Annotated in this window: 17 protein-coding genes; all 17 read right to left on the minus strand. The window is 38.3% G+C overall.

Annotation, left to right across the window (positions count from 1 at the left end):
• Positions 1-99: 99 nt before the first annotated feature.
• Positions 100-834 carry a tRNA (guanosine(37)-N1)-methyltransferase TrmD gene (trmD, locus tag BMZ04_RS00650; RefSeq protein WP_093265407.1) on the minus strand — a complete coding sequence of 245 codons (735 nt, stop codon included), beginning with the start codon at positions 832-834 and terminating at the stop codon, positions 100-102.
• A complete protein-coding gene (gene rimM, locus BMZ04_RS00655; protein WP_093263318.1) occupies positions 834-1,349 on the minus strand; it encodes a ribosome maturation factor RimM in 516 nt (171 codons plus the stop codon). The genes trmD and rimM overlap by 1 nt, the downstream gene beginning before the upstream one ends.
• A gap of 194 nt (positions 1,350-1,543) precedes the next feature.
• The gene (locus tag BMZ04_RS00660) at positions 1,544-1,777 is read right to left on the minus strand and encodes a KH domain-containing protein (protein ID WP_093263322.1); all 234 of its coding nucleotides are present in this window, start codon (positions 1,775-1,777) and stop codon (positions 1,544-1,546) included.
• A 14-nt stretch (positions 1,778-1,791) separates the two neighbouring features.
• A complete protein-coding gene (gene rpsP, locus BMZ04_RS00665) occupies positions 1,792-2,064 on the minus strand; it encodes a 30S ribosomal protein S16 (protein ID WP_093263327.1) in 273 nt (90 codons plus the stop codon).
• A gap of 104 nt (positions 2,065-2,168) precedes the next feature.
• On the minus strand, positions 2,169-3,524 hold the full coding sequence (ffh, locus tag BMZ04_RS00670) for a signal recognition particle protein (RefSeq protein WP_093263332.1): 1,356 nt from the start codon (positions 3,522-3,524) through the stop codon (positions 2,169-2,171).
• Between the two features lie 13 nt (positions 3,525-3,537).
• Positions 3,538-3,867, minus strand: a complete 330-nt coding sequence (locus BMZ04_RS00675; RefSeq protein ID WP_255367742.1) for a putative DNA-binding protein — start codon at positions 3,865-3,867, stop codon at positions 3,538-3,540.
• Between the two features lie 66 nt (positions 3,868-3,933).
• On the minus strand, positions 3,934-4,962 hold the full coding sequence (ftsY, locus tag BMZ04_RS00680; protein ID WP_093263341.1) for a signal recognition particle-docking protein FtsY: 1,029 nt from the start codon (positions 4,960-4,962) through the stop codon (positions 3,934-3,936).
• 14 nt (positions 4,963-4,976) lie between these two features.
• A complete protein-coding gene (gene smc / locus BMZ04_RS00685; protein WP_093263345.1) occupies positions 4,977-8,534 on the minus strand; it encodes a chromosome segregation protein SMC in 3,558 nt (1,185 codons plus the stop codon).
• 3 nt (positions 8,535-8,537) lie between these two features.
• Positions 8,538-9,296, minus strand: a complete 759-nt coding sequence (gene rnc, locus BMZ04_RS00690; protein ID WP_093263350.1) for a ribonuclease III — start codon at positions 9,294-9,296, stop codon at positions 8,538-8,540.
• Between the two features lie 144 nt (positions 9,297-9,440).
• Entirely contained in the window at positions 9,441-9,677 is a 237-nt protein-coding gene (acpP, locus tag BMZ04_RS00695) for an acyl carrier protein (protein ID WP_093263354.1), read from the minus strand.
• Between the two features lie 57 nt (positions 9,678-9,734).
• Positions 9,735-10,481: a 3-oxoacyl-[acyl-carrier-protein] reductase gene (fabG, locus tag BMZ04_RS00700; RefSeq protein ID WP_093263359.1), complete on the minus strand. Its 747-nt coding sequence runs from the start codon at positions 10,479-10,481 to the stop codon at positions 9,735-9,737.
• A complete protein-coding gene (fabD, locus tag BMZ04_RS00705) occupies positions 10,474-11,424 on the minus strand; it encodes an ACP S-malonyltransferase (RefSeq protein WP_093263363.1) in 951 nt (316 codons plus the stop codon). Before fabD ends, fabG begins: the two co-directional genes overlap by 8 nt.
• On the minus strand, positions 11,417-12,412 hold the full coding sequence (gene plsX / locus BMZ04_RS00710; RefSeq protein ID WP_093263376.1) for a phosphate acyltransferase PlsX: 996 nt from the start codon (positions 12,410-12,412) through the stop codon (positions 11,417-11,419). Before plsX ends, fabD begins: the two co-directional genes overlap by 8 nt.
• A gap of 16 nt (positions 12,413-12,428) precedes the next feature.
• A complete protein-coding gene (gene fapR / locus BMZ04_RS00715) occupies positions 12,429-12,995 on the minus strand; it encodes a transcription factor FapR (protein WP_093263381.1) in 567 nt (188 codons plus the stop codon).
• Positions 12,996-13,283: 288 nt separating this feature from the next.
• Entirely contained in the window at positions 13,284-15,332 is a 2,049-nt protein-coding gene (gene recG, locus BMZ04_RS00720) for an ATP-dependent DNA helicase RecG (RefSeq protein WP_093265410.1), read from the minus strand.
• Positions 15,322-16,221, minus strand: a complete 900-nt coding sequence (gene sdaAA / locus BMZ04_RS00725) for an L-serine ammonia-lyase, iron-sulfur-dependent, subunit alpha (RefSeq protein ID WP_093263386.1) — start codon at positions 16,219-16,221, stop codon at positions 15,322-15,324. Before sdaAA ends, recG begins: the two co-directional genes overlap by 11 nt.
• 12 nt (positions 16,222-16,233) lie before the next feature.
• Positions 16,234-16,896, minus strand: coding sequence for an L-serine ammonia-lyase, iron-sulfur-dependent subunit beta (gene sdaAB, locus BMZ04_RS00730; protein ID WP_093263390.1), 663 nt, complete (start codon positions 16,894-16,896; stop codon positions 16,234-16,236).
• Positions 16,897-17,094 lie beyond the last annotated feature (198 nt).

Below are 17,094 nucleotides of genomic sequence, written 5' to 3' on the forward strand. Positions count from 1 at the left end.
TGCTCTTACACACATTAGCTGTTGCAGCGGAACACCCAAAATCAGTACTTTACATAAAAGTACATAATAGAATATATCATAACTTCTTGTTACATGCAATTATAATTTGCTTTTTAATTCATTAATAAATTGTTTTTCGGTCTCACTTAACTCAAGCTGGTCTAACAAATCAGGTCTTCTTTCTACCGTTCGTTTCAGCGACTGCTCTTTTCTCCATTTATCAATGGCCGCATGATTACCCGATAATAAAATATCCGGCACTTTATAGCCACGATATTCTACAGGACGAGTATAATGCGGATGTTCTAATAATCCCGTCGAAAAAGAATCTTGTTCATGTGATTCAGCTTTTCCTAATACATTCGGTAAAAGTCTTACAACACTATCAACAACAGTCATCGCTGCTAACTCTCCGCCTGTAAGAACAAAATCTCCAATGGAAATTTCATCTGTCACTAAATGTTCTCGTATCCGTTCGTCATAGCCTTCATAATGACCGCAAATGAATATGAGTTCTTCTTCTTTCGCAAGTTCTTCTGCTTTTTGTTGCGTAAATCGCTCTCCTTGAGGGCAAAGAAGTATAATACGTCGTTTATGTTCCCTTTGTGTAATAAGCGATTCTACTGCATTAAAAATGGGTTCTGGCTTCAACACCATACCAGCACCGCCGCCGTATGGATAATCATCTACTTGATGATGTTTATTGCCGGAAAAGTCTCGAAAGTTGACTACATTGATCGCAACTTCCTCTTTTTCCTGCGCTTTTTTCAAAATAGAGGAATTAAAAACCCCCGTAAACATTTCAGGAAAAAGCGAAAGAATATGAATGTTCATCATGATAACAGACCATCCAGCGCGTCAATCGTAATTTTTTTATTTTCAATATCGACTGTTTTAACAACGTCCTCGATATACGGAATATAATGTGTTTTCCCTTTTTCAGGTTGAACTGCCCAAACGTCATTTGCTCCCGTTTGAATGATTTCCGTAACAGTTCCAATTACTTCACCTTCTAAAGATTCAACCGAACAGCCGATAATCTCGTGATAATAAAATTCATTATCTTCTAAATCGGAAAGATGTTTTTCTGATACTTTTAATACAGCATCACGGAAAACCTCTACATCTTTTAATAATGTATATCCTTCAAATGTTAATAAATCAAAGTTTTTATGCTTACGATGACTAGCCACTTTAACGATAATCGGTTTAGATCCATCCGCTTTAAAAAGCCCAAGTTCGCTACCTACCTCATATCGTTCGTCTGCAAAGTCAGTTGTAGAAATAACGCGAACTTCTCCCCAAATACCATGCGTATTTACAATTTTACCAACATTAAACCATTCCATCTATAATTACCTCCTATCTAGAAAAGCGGATGCGCCTATGTCTGCCCCGACAGGCAAACGGTGTGGGAAGGCACCCTAAGTACGCCGCATCGTGCGGGCCCAGGAGGCAGCTCCTCAGCTTTTCCCCATTTGACCCCGAGGGGCAAGGCGCTTGCGCTAGACCTATCAAAAAAGGAAGAACAAAGTGTTCTCCCTTAATCTTGAATATCGACATATGTTTTTTTCTTTTGGTGACTGCCTGCTGCTGAGTAAACAATAGTACGAATGGCTTTCGCTACTCGCCCTTGTTTGCCAATTACTTTTCCCATATCTTCAGGATGAACAGAAAGTTTATAAACTATACGGTTTACATTCTCCTCTTCTTCAACTTGAACTTTATCAGGATAATCAACTAATGGTTTAACGATTGCTTCGATCAGCTGCTTCACATTGTCCCCTCCGATTATTTGCCGAGTTTTGCGTTATGGAATTTTTCCATAATTCCTTGTTCTGAGAACAAGTTACGTACTGTATCAGATGGTTTCGCACCGTCTTGAAGCCATTTTAACGCTAATTCTTCGTTAATTTTAACTTCAGCTGGTTTTGTAAGTGGGTTGTAAGTACCTACTGTTTCAATTTGACGACCATCACGTGGAGCGCGAGAGTCTGCTACTACAATACGATAGAAAGGAGATTTTTTTGCTCCCATACGTTTTAAACGAATTTTAACTGCCATTTTTACTGCACCTCCGAATAGTTTCACACAAGATAGTATATTATCAAGCTTTTATTTGTTTGTAAAGTGTTTTTTCTTAACACCCTAATTTTTTTCTAGAAATCTCACTTAAAAAGTGAGTCTAAACCAGGCATTCTCATCTTTTTCTTTCCTTTTTGTTGCATGTTCGTCATTTGTTTCATCATTTTTTTCATGTCTTCGAATTGTTTCAGTAATCTGTTCACGTCTTGGATGGACGTTCCAGATCCTTTTGCAATTCGTTTTTTTCTTGGACCATTAATAATATCGGGAGTAGTTTTTTCTTGCGTTGTCATCGAATAAATGATTGCTTCTACACGATCCATTTGCTTTTCATCGATTTTAGCATTTTCTAACCCTTTTATCTTGCCTGCCCCTGGAAGCATTTTTATAATTTCATCTAATGGTCCCATTTGTTTCATTTGACTAATTTGCTCTAGAAAATCATCAAATGTAAAAGATTGCGTACGGAATTTTTCTTCTAATTCCTTCGCTTTTTCTTCGTCTACATTTGCTTGCGCTTTTTCGATAAGAGACATCATGTCTCCCATACCTAAAATACGGGAAGCCATACGCTCTGGATGAAAAGCCTCTAAAGCGTCCATTTTTTCGCCCATCCCGACAAATTTAATAGGCTTTTGCGTTACGGAACGGATAGATAAAGCCGCACCACCACGAGTATCTCCGTCCAATTTCGTTAAGAGAACTCCTGTGATACCAATGGTTTCGTTAAAATTATTCGCAACATTGACTGCATCCTGCCCCGTCATCGCATCGACAACTAAAAAGATCTCGTCTGGCTCTTTTATTGCACGAATATCTTTAAGCTCTTGCATAAGCGTTTCGTCAATATGAAGTCGACCTGCTGTATCAATCATTACAACATCATGATGCTCTTCTTTTGCATGTTCTAGTGCCTGTTTCACAATTTCAACAGGTGAAATATCTGTCCCTAATGCAAAAACAGGTAAAGATAACTGCTTTCCGAGCGTTTCTAGCTGCTTTATTGCCGCTGGTCGATAAATATCCGCTGCAACAAGTAAAGGCTTTTTGTTGTATTTTTTGCGCAGTAGATTTGCTAACTTCCCAGTAGTAGTTGTTTTACCTGCACCTTGAAGTCCAACCATCATAATGACAGTCGGAGGTTTCGTTGCAAAAGAAATTTGACTTTGCTCCCCACCCATTAACTCCGTTAGTTCATCTTTAACGATTTTAATGACATGTTGACCGGGAGTTAAACTTTTCATTACTTCTTGGCCAACTGCTCGTTCGGATACATTTTTGACGAATTCTTTTACCACTTTTAAGTTAACGTCCGCTTCTATTAATGCACGTCTTACGTCTTTCATCATTTCTTTTACATCTGCTTCAGAAACTTTTCCTTTGCCTTTGATTTTCTGAAGCGTCCCTTGGAGTCGCTCAGCTAATCCTTCAAATGCCATGCTCGTTCGCCTCCTAATCCCATTCTTTTAATTGATTAATGAGTTGAATCAGTGTTTCTTCAGATGATTGATCCTTTACTACTAGCAGTAGATCATCAATCGTTTCTTGCCGTTTTTCAAATTTCGTAAACAGATTTAGCTTTTCTTCATATTCTTCTAGCATTGCCTCTGTCCGTCGAATGTTATCATAAACTGCTTGTCTCGAAATATCATATTCTTCTGCTATTTCTCCAAGTGATAGATCATCTAAATAATAAAGCTGCATATAGCTTCTTTGCTTATCGGTTAATAAAGCCTGATAGAAATCGAAGAGAAAATTCATACGAGTTGTTTTTTCAATCATTTCCATCTCTCCAATTCAATTGTCATTCTCTAGTTTAGTAACAGTTGGTTCATCTGTCAAGTAAAATTACTTGTCTGATTCATTTTCACTTTCGCTTTCATGCTCTAGACCTTCTGCGAAAAGTCCATATACATATTTCTCTGCATCAAACGGTTGCAGGTCATCCATTTGTTCACCAAGCCCAACGAATTTCACTGGTATATGCAATTTCGTACGAATAGCTAACACAATACCACCTTTTGCTGTACCATCTAGCTTTGTTAATACGATACCTGTAACATTTGTAGCTTCTTTAAACGTTTGCGCTTGCACAAGTGCATTTTGACCCGTCGTAGCATCTAATGCAAGTAATACTTCATGCGGAGCGTTCGGTATTTCCCGAGAAATAACGCGATGTATTTTTTCTAATTCATTCATTAAGTTTACTTTGTTTTGAAGTCGACCAGCAGTATCGCAAATTAATACATCTGCATTTCTCGTTTTAGCTGCTCTGATAGCATCATACATAACAGCAGCTGGGTCAGAGCCTTCTGCTTGTTTAATCACTTCTACACCGACGCGGTCGCCCCAAACTTGAAGTTGGTCAATAGCTCCTGCACGGAATGTATCTCCGGCAGCAAGCATCACTTTTTTCCCTTCACCTTTTAGACGATGCGCAAGTTTTCCAATCGTAGTAGTTTTTCCAACGCCATTTACCCCGACAAATAAAATAACAGATAATCCCTCTTCTTCCAATTTCAAATCTGTTGTATTTTCATCGCCAGCTTCATAAATTTCTACTAATTTTTCCGATATAACAGACTGAATTCCAGCAGTATCTTTTATATTTTTACGCTGTACTTCAAAGCGCAATGCTTCCATTAGCTCATCTACTGTTTCAAACCCAACGTCTGCTTGGAGTAATATTTCTTCCAATTCTTCGAAAAAATCTTCATCTACTTTGCGATACTTCGCTACAAGGTCATTTACTTTAGAAGTAAACTGGTTTCTCGTTTTTGCTAATCCTTCTTTGAATTTATTGGTAATCGTAACCGTCTCTTGGACTTCTTCCGTTGTACCAACTAACTTCTCTTTTAATTTCTTAAAAAAACTCATCCGTATAAACTCCTTTACGTTGTTACTAATTGTTCTTCTAGTTTAACAGAAACTAATTTAGAAATTCCGGATTCTTGCATCGTTATCCCATACAATACATCCGCACCTTCCATCGTCCCTTTTCGGTGTGTGATGACGATAAACTGTGTATCATGACTAAACTTCTTCAAATAATCACTATAACGAGTGACATTTGCTTCATCAAGTGCCGCTTCCACCTCATCCAAAATACAAAACGGAACTGGTCTTGTATGAAGAATAGCAAACAATAAAGCAATCGCTGTTAGTGCACGCTCCCCGCCTGATAACAAGGAAAGATTTTGTAACTTTTTCCCCGGAGGCTGCGCGATAATATCAATACCTGTATCCAATAAAGAAGTTGGATCTGTAAGGATTAAGTCAGCCTGACCACCACCGAACAATTCGCGGAATACTACTTTAAAATGTTTCTGTATCTCCAAGAAAGTAGTCTCAAAACGAATCGTCATTTCTTCGTCCATCTCTTTAATCACTTCATGCAATGTTTCTTGGGCAGATAGTAAATCCTCTCTTTGTTCAGTCAAAAATGCATGACGTTCACTGACTTGCTCGAATTCTTGAATGGACCCCAAATTAATCGGTCCAAGTTCCTCAATAGAAAGTTTCAGTAACTTCACTTTTTTACGTGCCAAATCTTCCTCTAAATTAAACGGAAAATCACGCTCTGCCTCTTCTAAAGTCATTTCATACGTTTCTTCTAAATGATTTTGTAGCGTGTTCATCTCTACTTCTAACTTGCTTAACTTGATTTCAAGTTCTCGTTCTACATTTGTATGTTGATTTGCTTCATTTTGCACTAACTTTAATGAATGTTCTAGCTTACTTATTTGATGCACAAGGTCCAACCTATTTGTTTTACCAGACTGAATTTGTTCAATTAACTGATCTTTTTTCACTTTAAGTTGGCCGATCAGCAAAACAAGTTCTTCCGCAGAAGTACCACCTTGCTCACCATTTTCATACCATGCAATTTCCTTTTGTAATGTTGCCACTTTTTGGGTGCTCGTTAAAATAGAGCTTTCCAGCTGTACTTTTTCTTTTTCTTGCTGGGAAACTTGTTCGTTTACTACGGCGATTTGAGATAATAGCTCCCCAAGTTCATTTTGAAACTTGTCTTTCTCTTCAATGGATTGTTGCTTCAGCAATTGTAGTTGATCAATAGTTTGCTGTATAGTGGCTAGTGATTCCTTAATCTCAGCATTTCTAATCGCAGTTTGTTCTTTTTTACGAACTAGGTTTTCTTGTAAATTATTCTTTTCTGTTTTTTCTTCATCGTATTCCAGTAATTGATGGGTAAGTCGAGAAATGATCGCGGCACATTCTCTTGTTTCAGAAAGCAGTCTATGCTCTTCTCCTCGTAATGTTTCGCCTGCAAGTCGATTTTCCTCTAACTCAATTTTTAACTGCTGAACTTCTTGTTTCCTAGAAGAAACGGCTTTTTCCGCTTGGTAAACAGACTTTTCTAGTTCAATTAGCTTGTCATTTAATTGATCTAGCTCCGCTTTCCGTGTAAATAGAGAAGATTGCTGTTTAACCGAACCACCAGTGAGTGAACCACCAGCGTTGACTACATCTCCATCTAATGTGACAAATCGAAATTTATATTGCAAACGAGACGCCATTTCATTTGCGCCTTTTAAATCTTTTGCAATAATAATATTCCCTAGCAAGTTTTCTACGATAATTTGATAGCCATTACTATAATTTACAAGCTTATCCGCTGTATTGACAAATGATGGATGCCCACTAATCGAAGCTAATGTATGCTCGTTTAATTTACGGGACTTCATCACTTGGAGCGGTAAAAATGTTGCTCTACCGACCTTTTTCTTTTTCAACCATTCAATCGCCATCCGCGCATCTTGGCTCGTATCCGTAATAATATGTTGAGACTGTTGACCAATAGCTGTGTCAATTGCATTCATATACTCATGTGGTATTTGGATTAACTCCGCTACCGCCCCATGAATTCCTTGTAATTCTTTTTTGTCTCTTGCTTTTAATACTTCTTTTACCCCTTGGAAAAACCCTGAAAACTCAGACTCTAACTCTTCTAGCGAATCTTTTCTTGCTTGCATTTGATGCTTCATTTGATACGCTTTTTGGAGCATTGTTTGCTGGTCTTCAAATGTCGTTTCCAGTTGTTCCGATGCATCTCGTTTCTGAGCGAAGTCGCGTAATTTTTGTTCTAATTCTTTTTGACAAGTTGTTAATAATTTGTCTAATTCCTGTTTACGGGAAGTAAGTTTTTCTAACTCTTCTTTTATGTCCCGATAGTCTTCAAACATTTTTTCGGAAGAAACATGTTCAAAATGCAATTGCTGTTCCATATGCTTCATTTCATTTTTCATAGTCGCTTCTTCGTTTAATAGATCGATATACGTGCTTTTCAACTCTTCTATTTCGTCTTCTACTTCTGAGGCAGATTTACTTAATACAAGATCGATTTGATGCTTTTTACTACGAAGTTCTTTTAACAGAAGTTGTTTTTCCGATTTGGAAACATTAATTTCTGATAATTGTTGCTCAAAAGAAACAAGTTTTTCTTGTTCCTCTTCTAGCGTTTTTCTAAGTTGCGAAATTTGCTGACTTGCATTATGTTGCTTTTCCGCAAGTAAAAGCTTACGACCTTCTAACCGTTCTAACTCAGAACTTGTCTCTACTAATTCACTTTGTTCTGCATCCAACTTTTCATCTATTTGAGACATTGCTTTTCGATCTTTTTGAATAGAAACTTCCATCGTATGAATTTGTTCTAAAAGTGATAGTTTTGTTTCTTCCATTGCTTGTAATTTACTATGTAATGCAGCGTTTTCTTGAACATATAATCGTAAATCATGCGCAATTACAGCAATCTCAATACCTTTTAGTTCTTCAGACATTCGTAAATAGTCGGATGCAAGAGAAGACTGAATTTGTAAAGGCTCCATACGACTGTCTAATTCATGTAATATATCTAATACACGATTCAAATTATCGTCTGTTTCGATTAGTTTAAATTCCGCTTTCTTTTTCCGTTGCTTGTATTTCAGCACTCCAGCAGTTTCTTCAAAAATAGTTCTTCTATCTTCCGGACGACTATTTAATATTTCATCGACCCGACCTTGTGAAATAATTGAAAAAGCTTCTTTTCCAAGACCAGAATCCATAAACAAATCCGTAATGTCCTTCAATCTACATGTTTGTTTGTTCAATAAATATTCGCTATCGCCGGACCTAAAAACCCTTCTCGTTACACTAATTTCTGCAAAATCAAGCGGCACCAAGTTATCCGAGTTATCTAATATTAATGTAACTTCTGCAAAGTTTAACGCTTTTCTAGAATCACTACCCGCAAAAATAACATCTTCCATTTTTGCTCCACGTAGTGATTTAGCGGATTGCTCTCCTAATACCCAACGTATCGCATCGGTTACATTACTTTTTCCACTTCCATTAGGACCTACAACCGCTGTAACTCCCGGTACAAAATCTATACCAATTCTGTCTGCAAATGACTTAAAACCAATAATTTCTAATCTCTTAAGGAACAATGATTATTCCCCCTGTTCTTGATCCTTTATTGCAAGTATCGCAAGTCTTGCTGCTTGTTGCTCTGCTTCTTTTTTAGAACGACCTTTTCCGATTCCTAATTCTTTTGCGTTCAGAAGGACGCGAGAAACAAACGTCCGATTATGCGCCGGTCCTTTTTCCTCTACAATTTCATAGCTAAGCGTTCCATTATTATGTTGTTGAACAACTTCCTGTAACTGACTTTTATAATCCATCACATGCGAAAAAGCACCGAGTTCTATTTTCGGAAAAACAATTTTTTCTAAAAAGGAGACGACTTCGTCTAGCCCTTGGTCCAAATATAATGCACCTACAAACGCCTCAAAAACGTCTGCAAGTAACGCTGGTCTTTCCCGTCCGCCTGTTAGTTCTTCTCCTTTTCCAAGCAATACATATTTACCAAAGTTTAACTCATTGGCGAATAACACAAGCGAAGGCTCACAAACGATTGCTGCACGGAGCTTCGTTAACTCCCCTTCACTCATCATTGTATATTGCTGAAACAAATATTGGGAAACAGATAATTCTAATACGGCGTCACCAAGAAATTCTAATCGTTCATTATCGGCAAAAAATTTCCGTCGATGCTCATTCACATAGGATGAATGGGTAAAGGCTTGATACAATAGCGCTGGATTATTAAATTGAATTTGAAAATGCTGTTGAAATTGCTCAAAATTTTCTTTCACAATTTCAGAGAATACTGTTTTTCTAATTTGATTATTTTTGCGATTTACTTTCATGAATAATCTGCCTTCCTCACTTTTCTGCTTTATCATGTATGCTTTTAAGTTTACCTGTTTATAAAGCATTGTGCAAAAAGAAATAGAGACGTCCTATCCTTATTCACTTGGAATAAGTAGAACGTCTCTTTTCGCTATTTGTCATTAGCCTTGTTTACTTTCAATATAGCTAACTGCACTACCTACAGTTGAAATATTTTCAGCATCTTCATCTGAAATTTCCATATCGAACTCATCTTCAAGTTCCATTACTAATTCAACCACATCTAGGGAGTCAGCACCTAGATCATCACGGAAAGATGCTTCTAGCTTGACTTCGCTCTCATCTACACCTAGACGATCCACGATTACTTTTGTTACGCGTTCTAATACTGTTGACACATTAGTCACCTCCCCTCAATGATTATACAAAATTCTATCGCTTAATGAAAGAGGAGATTACATGAACATTCCGCCGTTTACATGAAGCGTTTGGCCCGTTATATAGTTTGCATCATCCGAAGCTAAAAAAGCAACTGCTTTTGCAATATCTTCTGTGTTACCAAACTTAGCAAGCGGGATTTGGCTTAACATTTGTGCTTTCACTTCTTCTGGTAGCGCATCTGTCATATCAGTCGTTATAAATCCTGGTGCAACCGAGTTTACTGTTATATTACGGCTCGCAAGTTCTAATGCCGACGTTTTCGTTAATCCAATAACACCAGCTTTTGCCGCTACATAATTCGCTTGTCCTGGATTACCTGATACACCAACGATTGAGGTAATATTAATAATACGACCAGCACGTTGTTTCATCATCTGTCTTGTGACAGCTTTCGTACATAGGAATACGCCTTTCAAGTTCGTGTTTAGTACATCGTCCCATTCTTGTTCTTTCATACGCATTAATAGATTATCGCGTGTAATACCTGCATTATTTACTAATATATCGATCGAACCAAATTGTTCTAGTGTAGCACTCACCAATTCTTTGATATCTTCTGATTGATCTACATTTGCCTGAATCGCAAATGCTTCGCCACCAAGTGCTTTTATTTCTTCTACTACCGCTTCTGCTTTTTCTTTGCTTCCACTATAGTTTACCGCAACTTTTGCACCTTCTTTTGCTAAGTATAACGCTATATCTTTTCCTATCCCACGGGATGCCCCTGTTACAATTGCTGATTTTCCATCTAATTTACCCATTTTTATTCTCTCCTAACAAGTCCATTACTTGTTGCAATGTTTCCTCATCATGTACGCAATAAGTAGTAACGGAACGATCTATTTTTTTCACTAGTCCACTTAACACTTTACCTGGACCACATTCGATAAATGTAGTGACACCTAGTTCGATCATTTTTTGTACAGACTCTTCCCATCGTACAGGTGAATAAAGCTGCTCCACTAATAAGTTTTTAATAGTCGTGCTTTGAGTTACCGGAAATGCGGTCACATTCGAAATAACTGGTATATCCGCTTCTTTTAAATCAATCGAAGAAATAGCAGCATCTAATTTATCTGCTGCTGGTCGCATTAATTCCGAATGGAATGGCCCGCTAACTACTAGAGGGATTGCTCTTTTCGCACCAGCTTCTTTGGCTTTTACAGAAGCTTGTTCCACGCCTGCAGCAGTTCCAGAAATAACGATTTGACCTGGGCAGTTTAGGTTAGCTACTTGTACAGTTTCGCCATTTTCGGTTACTTCCTTCGTTACTTCGTTTAACGAATCTTTATCTAACCCTAAAATAGCTGCCATTGCCCCTTCACCAGCAGGTACTGCTTCATTCATAAATAGGCCTCTTTTATGAACTAATAAAACAGCATCTTCAAAGCTCAGTACATTCGATGCAACAAGTGCCGAATATTCTCCTAAGCTATGACCAGCCGTATAGTCGGGTAAAATGCCGGCAGCAAGTAGTTTCTTTGCTACCATCGTACTTGTTGTCAGAAGCGCAGGTTGTGCATTGTATGTTTTTGTCAGTTCCTCCGCTGGACCTTCAAGCATAATATTCGATAAAGAAAACCCTAGTACTTCATCTGCTTGCTCGTAATACTTTTTACTTTCTTCGTTACTTTCGATAAGTTGCTGCCCCATACCAACTGATTGGGAGCCTTGTCCTGGAAAGATAAATGCAATTTTAGTCATTGGATGATTCCTTTCTTAACGTACTTTGAATAATTCCACACACATCATATTCCACCATTGTTCTCGCTTGTCTTATTGCATGAAAAATGGCATTTGCATTGGAAGAACCATGCGCTTTAATAACAGGTGCTTTTAAACCAAATAATCCCGCACCACCATACTCCGAGTAGTCCAACTTTTTTTTCAACCCTCGAAGCTGATCTTTTACAAGTAGAGCGGAAAGTTTTGTTTTGGTTGAAGTATTAAACGCTTCTTTCAGCAGAGTAAATATGCTCGATGCTGTACCTTCAATTGTTTTCAACACCATATTACCAGTAAAACCATCTGTAACTACAACATCCGCAACACCGTTTAGCAAATCCCGAGATTCTACATTTCCAATAAAGTTAATCGGTGCATTTTTTAATAAATCGAACGCAGCTTTTGTTAGTTCATTTCCCTTAATATCTTCCGTTCCGATATTTAAAAGCCCAACACGCGGATTCGAAATGCCACGTACTTGTTCTGCATAGACACTACCCATAACTGCAAATTGCTCTAAGTGCTCCGGCTTTGCATCCGAATTTGCTCCTAAATCGAGCATCACAAATCCTTTTCCATCAAGCGTCGGCAAAGTCGGTGCAAGTGCAGGACGATCTACTTGGTCGATACGCCCAACGACAAACAAACCCGCGGCCATTAAAGCGCCAGTATTTCCAGCCGAAACACACGCATCTGATTCACCGTTTTTCACAGATTCAGCCATTTTTACTAAGGAAGAATTTTTCTTTCTACGGATTGCACGTACTGGTTCATCCGTACCTTCGATCACTTCTTCCGTATGCACCACTTGTAATCGATCATGCGCTGTAATGAGAGGAGCTAACTTTTGTTCATCCCCGTACAACTGGATTTCAATATCATCAAAAGCGTGTAGCGCTTCATACACACCTTTTACAATTTCATGTGGGGCATTATCTCCACCCATTGCATCAATGGAAATTTTCATTTGTCATCACCTTTATTTAAGACTTTGTCATACGGTACATACTAAATTGCCCGATAAAAACGGTATCATTTTCTACTTTACTAGTTACTTCAATTAACGTACTATTTTTTTCTGTATCCTTAGATAGAACGACTGCTTTCGCAATTATTCTATCCCCCGCTTTTACAGGTTTCACAAACGTAATTGTGGATTTTCGAGTAAGTGCTAATTCATCATTTATAACAGCTACCGCTAAGGAATTTGCTTGGGCAAACAAGTGATGCCCCCTAGCAATGCCATTTCTTGCAAATACATGGTCTTGCGTAATATCCAATATAGAAATAGCTTGTTTATCCAAATCGATATCGATAATCTCTCCAATTACCTCATTTAGCGGAAGTGACTTCACTTCTTCCCCGAAATTATGTGCTGCTACTGATTTTATTCGTACACGTAATTCAGGTATAGATAACTCCATTCGATCAAGACGAATCGTTTGAACACTTACATTGAATGTCGAAGCCAATTGTTCATCTGTGATAAATGGATTTTTCTCTATTGTTTCTAGAAGTAGTTGTTGTCTGTCTTTTTTTGTGTATTTCATCCAATCACCACCATTTTAGCACTTGGTACTAATATCAGTATATAAATATTAAAAAAAGAATGCAAGAATAGATTCAAAATCATTCTTGCATTCTTGATTAAATTACGTTTTGGCGAAATGCTAGAAACCTGGATGTAGGTCATTCAGTCGTTGAGACAAAAGTTCTTTTGCGAAGAGCTTTGCGCAGGAGCAGGACGTTGCGAACTTAGACCGACTTCCTCGACTCGCTTCAAAGTTTGTGACATCCGCCGGAGGCATTAACTTTCCTCAGGTTCTCTCTGAGGAAAGTTAATCGATTCGTTCTCCGTCTAGTGCTTTTGAATTGATAAGAATGGTTCTTAGACCTTCCATTTCTTCAGACTTCCAAAAATCATCCGAGTTTAAAAGCTTTTCGGCATCTACCTTTGCTGTGTTAAGTGCTCGATAATCATGCACTAGGTCTGCCATTTTAAATTCCGGCAAGCCACTTTGTTTTCTACCGAAAAAGTCACCTGGTCCTCTTAGTTCTAAATCTTTTTCAGCTAGAACAAACCCATCATTCGTTTCGGTCATCGAAGTCATACGTTCTTTACCTTCTTCCGATTTCGGATCGGCAAGTAGTATGCAATAAGATTGATGCTCGCCCCGTCCTACTCGACCTCTTAACTGATGAAGTTGCGCAAGCCCAAAACGCTCCGCATCGAAAATGATCATAAATGTTGCATTTGGAACGTTCACTCCTACTTCTACAACTGTTGTAGAAACAAGCACTTTCACTTCCCCGTCTGAAAAGTTTCTCATCACTTCTTCTTTCTCGTCCGGGTGCAAGCGACCATGCATTAGGCCAACTGAATAATCATTACCTAGTTCTGCAACCATCATATTGTACACATCTACTGCATTTTGAACATCTAACTTTTCCGATTCCTCAATAAGCGGACAAATTATATATGCTTGTCTTCCTTTAGCTAATTCTGCTTTTAAGCGAACAATCAATTTATGAAGCTGTTCATGCTTCATCCAATATGTATCAATTTTTTTACGACCAGCTGGCATTTCATCGATAATAGAGACGTCCATTTCTCCAAAAGCAGTAATCGCTAAAGTTCTTGGTATTGGAGTTGCCGTCATAAACAAAACATCTGGATTTTCGCCTTTTTCTTTTAATACTCTTCTCTGTTCGACACCAAATCGATGCTGCTCATCCGTAATCACTAAGCCAAGTTGTTTAAACACCACATCTGGCTGTATTAATGCATGTGTCCCTATTAATAAATCGATGTTCCCTGCTTCTAAGTTTTCTAGTACCGTTCGACGTGCTTTAGCTTTTGTCGATCCCGTCAGTAAAGCAATTTTGATACCAATCGGTGCTAACCACTCATCTAAAGAGCTGGCATGTTGTTCAGCTAAAATCTCTGTAGGCGCCATAAGTGCACCTTGATATCCAGCTGTAATTGCAGCATACAAGCAAATCGCTGCCACAATAGTTTTACCGGAACCAACATCTCCCTGTAGTAAACGATTCATCCGATGTGGTTCTTTCAAATCACGGCAAATCTCATTTACAACTCTTTTTTGTGCGTTCGTTAGTTCGTACGGCAATGTTTCTATTAGTTTTTTCAGTTTATCATTATCAAATTCTATACTGTTTCCAACATTTTGTTCTTTCCGGACTTTTTTTATCGCTTGCATTTTCAACTGAAAAATGAGCAATTCTTCGTAGACAAAGCGCCTGCGAGCATTTTTTGAATGCTCTACATTTTGAGGAAAATGAATTCCTTCTAATGCTTCCGATATATCTGGTAGACGATAAGGGCCCTTAATCGAATTAGGTAATGGATCTATCAAATGACCATTTACTTCATCTAACGCTTGGCGCATAAATTTACGGAAAACCTTTTGGCTAATAGAACCTTTTAGCGAATAAACCGGTTCAAAGTCTTGTTGATCCGTTTTAGGACCTGCTGAAAAAGTAGACACATTAATAACCTGTCTACCTCTGTCCCATTTACCAGTTACTGTAACGATAGATCCTGGAATTATTTTATTTTTCAAATATGCTTGGTTGAAAAATACTGCTTTAATCAGATGCTGTCCTGCCAATAAACGAACTTGCATTCTTGACTTTTTCGCACCTGAAAAAAGTAAGGAAGGCTCACTTTCGACCCTTCCTTCTACAGTGACTCGTTCATTATGTGGTGTTTCTGCTATATTTTTTAACCGAAAATCCTCGTGTCGGTAAGGGAAGGTCATGACTAAATCTTCTAATGTCTCAATACCGAGTTCTCGTAATGCGTTAGCGGATCCACTTCCCACTCCTTTTAAGGAAGTTACTAACTCATCTTTTTTAGTTTCCACTACTAACAACTGCTCCGCCAAAAATTTTAGCTTCTAACCATTTTCCAGTAGGAGTTGCAGCAAGACCACCTTGAGCTGTTTCCTTTAAAGCAGTTGGCATTGATTGCCCTATTTTATACATTGCATCGATTACTTCATCACAAGGAATACGACTAGTAACTCCTGCAAGCGCCATATCGGCAGCTACTAATGAGTTCGAAGCACCCATAGCATTTCGCTTCACACATGGAACTTCTACTAAACCAGCTACAGGATCACAAACTAAACCAAGCATATTTTTCAGCGTAATCGCAAATGCTGTAGAGCTTTGTTCCGGTGTACCGCCAGCCATCTCAACAATTGCTGCTGCTGCCATTCCCGCCGCTGATCCGACTTCTGCTTGACAGCCACCTGCAGCACCAGAAATCGAAGCATTGTTCGCAACTACAAATCCAAATGCTCCCGCATTAAACAAATAGCGTATCATTTGTTCTCTCGTCGGATTTAGTTTATTTTTCACCGCAAACAGAGTACCTGGTACAACTCCCGCAGAACCTGCTGTTGGAGTAGCGCAAATAGTTCCCATTGCCGCATTTACTTCATTTGTAGCTACTGCTTTACTGACAGCATCTAGCATTAATTCACCAGATAATGTATTTCCTTTTTTCATATAAGCTTGAAGAAGTACTGCGTCTCCTCCAGTTAATCCAGAAGTTGAGCGAACACCATTCAATCCTTTTTCAACTGCTTCTTCCATGACGGTCAAATTACGATCCATTTGGGCCATAATTTCTTCGCGGGAGCGACCTGTGATTAACATTTCTTGTTCAATCATGATTTCTGAAATTAGCTTTTGTTCTCTATTCGCTCTATCTACTAACTCACGAACATTATGAAATAACACATCCATATGACATCCCCCTTAATCTGCTATTCTCGTTACTTGTGTAATATTCGGTAGTTTTCCTATTTCCTCAAGTATATTCTCATCTACTGTTTGATCCACTTCTATTACCATTAACGCCATATTTCCTTTTTCTTTTCGGGAAACTTCCATATGACCAATATTAATATCGTACTTTGCTAAACAATTAGCCACATTTGCAATACATCCTGATCGGTCATCGTGCACTACTAAAATGGCTGCTAAATTACCGGAAAGTCGTAGCGGAAATCCGTTTAACTCGGTAATTTCTGTTTTTCCACCACCTATAGAGATGCCAACCATAGACATCTCCTGCTTGTCATCTCCAATGACAATACGCGCGGTATTTGGATGCTCTGTATTTGCCGTTTCCGGTATAAATTCAAAGGTAAGCCCTGCTTTTTTAGCATCTTCAAATGCCGTTTTAATGCGCTCATCAAATGTATCATAATCGAGCAAGCCGCCAATTATTGCGACATCCGTACCATGGCCTTTATACGTTTCCGCAAAAGATCCATATAGATGGATTTTTGCCCATGTAGGTTGTTTTCCAAATAAATCTCTTGCCACTCGACCAATTCGTGCTGCTCCTGCCGTATGGGAAGAGGATGGTCCAATCATAACGGGTCCAATTATGTCAAAAACGGATTTGAATTTCAATTCATAGACCTCCATTTTAATATATCTATATTTGATTTTTATTTTACACCTAAAATACTAAATAAACAAAAGGAATATATTAGATTAACTTCTATGGCACCTTGTATTTTCTAACACTTTAGAAAAGTTGAAACCTCATAAGCTATAATTTAGCGCTCTAGTATTCGTTTTCCACCCGTGAGTCCAACTTCTTCCCAA

This window comes from Psychrobacillus sp. OK032 (assembly GCF_900111345.1).
Classification (GTDB): Bacteria; Bacillota; Bacilli; order Bacillales_A; family Planococcaceae; genus Psychrobacillus.

Excerpts from the sequence above, each read along its gene's own strand:
- trmD (WP_093265407.1), bottom strand. The coding sequence starts at position 834 with ATGAACATTCATATTCTTTCGCTTTTTCCTGAAATGTTTACGGGGGTT.
- rimM (WP_093263318.1), bottom strand. The coding sequence starts at position 1,349 with ATGGAATGGTTTAATGTTGGTAAAATTGTAAATACGCATGGTATTTGG.
- rpsP (WP_093263327.1), bottom strand. The coding sequence starts at position 2,064 with ATGGCAGTTAAAATTCGTTTAAAACGTATGGGAGCAAAAAAATCTCCT.
- ffh (WP_093263332.1), bottom strand. The coding sequence starts at position 3,524 with ATGGCATTTGAAGGATTAGCTGAGCGACTCCAAGGGACGCTTCAGAAA.
- BMZ04_RS00675 (WP_255367742.1), bottom strand. The coding sequence starts at position 3,867 with ATGATTGAAAAAACAACTCGTATGAATTTTCTCTTCGATTTCTATCAG.
- ftsY (WP_093263341.1), bottom strand. The coding sequence starts at position 4,962 with ATGAGTTTTTTTAAGAAATTAAAAGAGAAGTTAGTTGGTACAACGGAA.
- rnc (WP_093263350.1), bottom strand. The coding sequence starts at position 9,296 with ATGAAAGTAAATCGCAAAAATAATCAAATTAGAAAAACAGTATTCTCT.
- fabG (WP_093263359.1), bottom strand. The coding sequence starts at position 10,481 with ATGGGTAAATTAGATGGAAAATCAGCAATTGTAACAGGGGCATCCCGT.
- fabD (WP_093263363.1), bottom strand. The coding sequence starts at position 11,424 with ATGACTAAAATTGCATTTATCTTTCCAGGACAAGGCTCCCAATCAGTT.
- plsX (WP_093263376.1), bottom strand. The coding sequence starts at position 12,412 with ATGAAAATTTCCATTGATGCAATGGGTGGAGATAATGCCCCACATGAA.
- fapR (WP_093263381.1), bottom strand. The coding sequence starts at position 12,995 with ATGAAATACACAAAAAAAGACAGACAACAACTACTTCTAGAAACAATA.
- sdaAA (WP_093263386.1), bottom strand. The coding sequence starts at position 16,221 with ATGGATGTGTTATTTCATAATGTTCGTGAGTTAGTAGATAGAGCGAAT.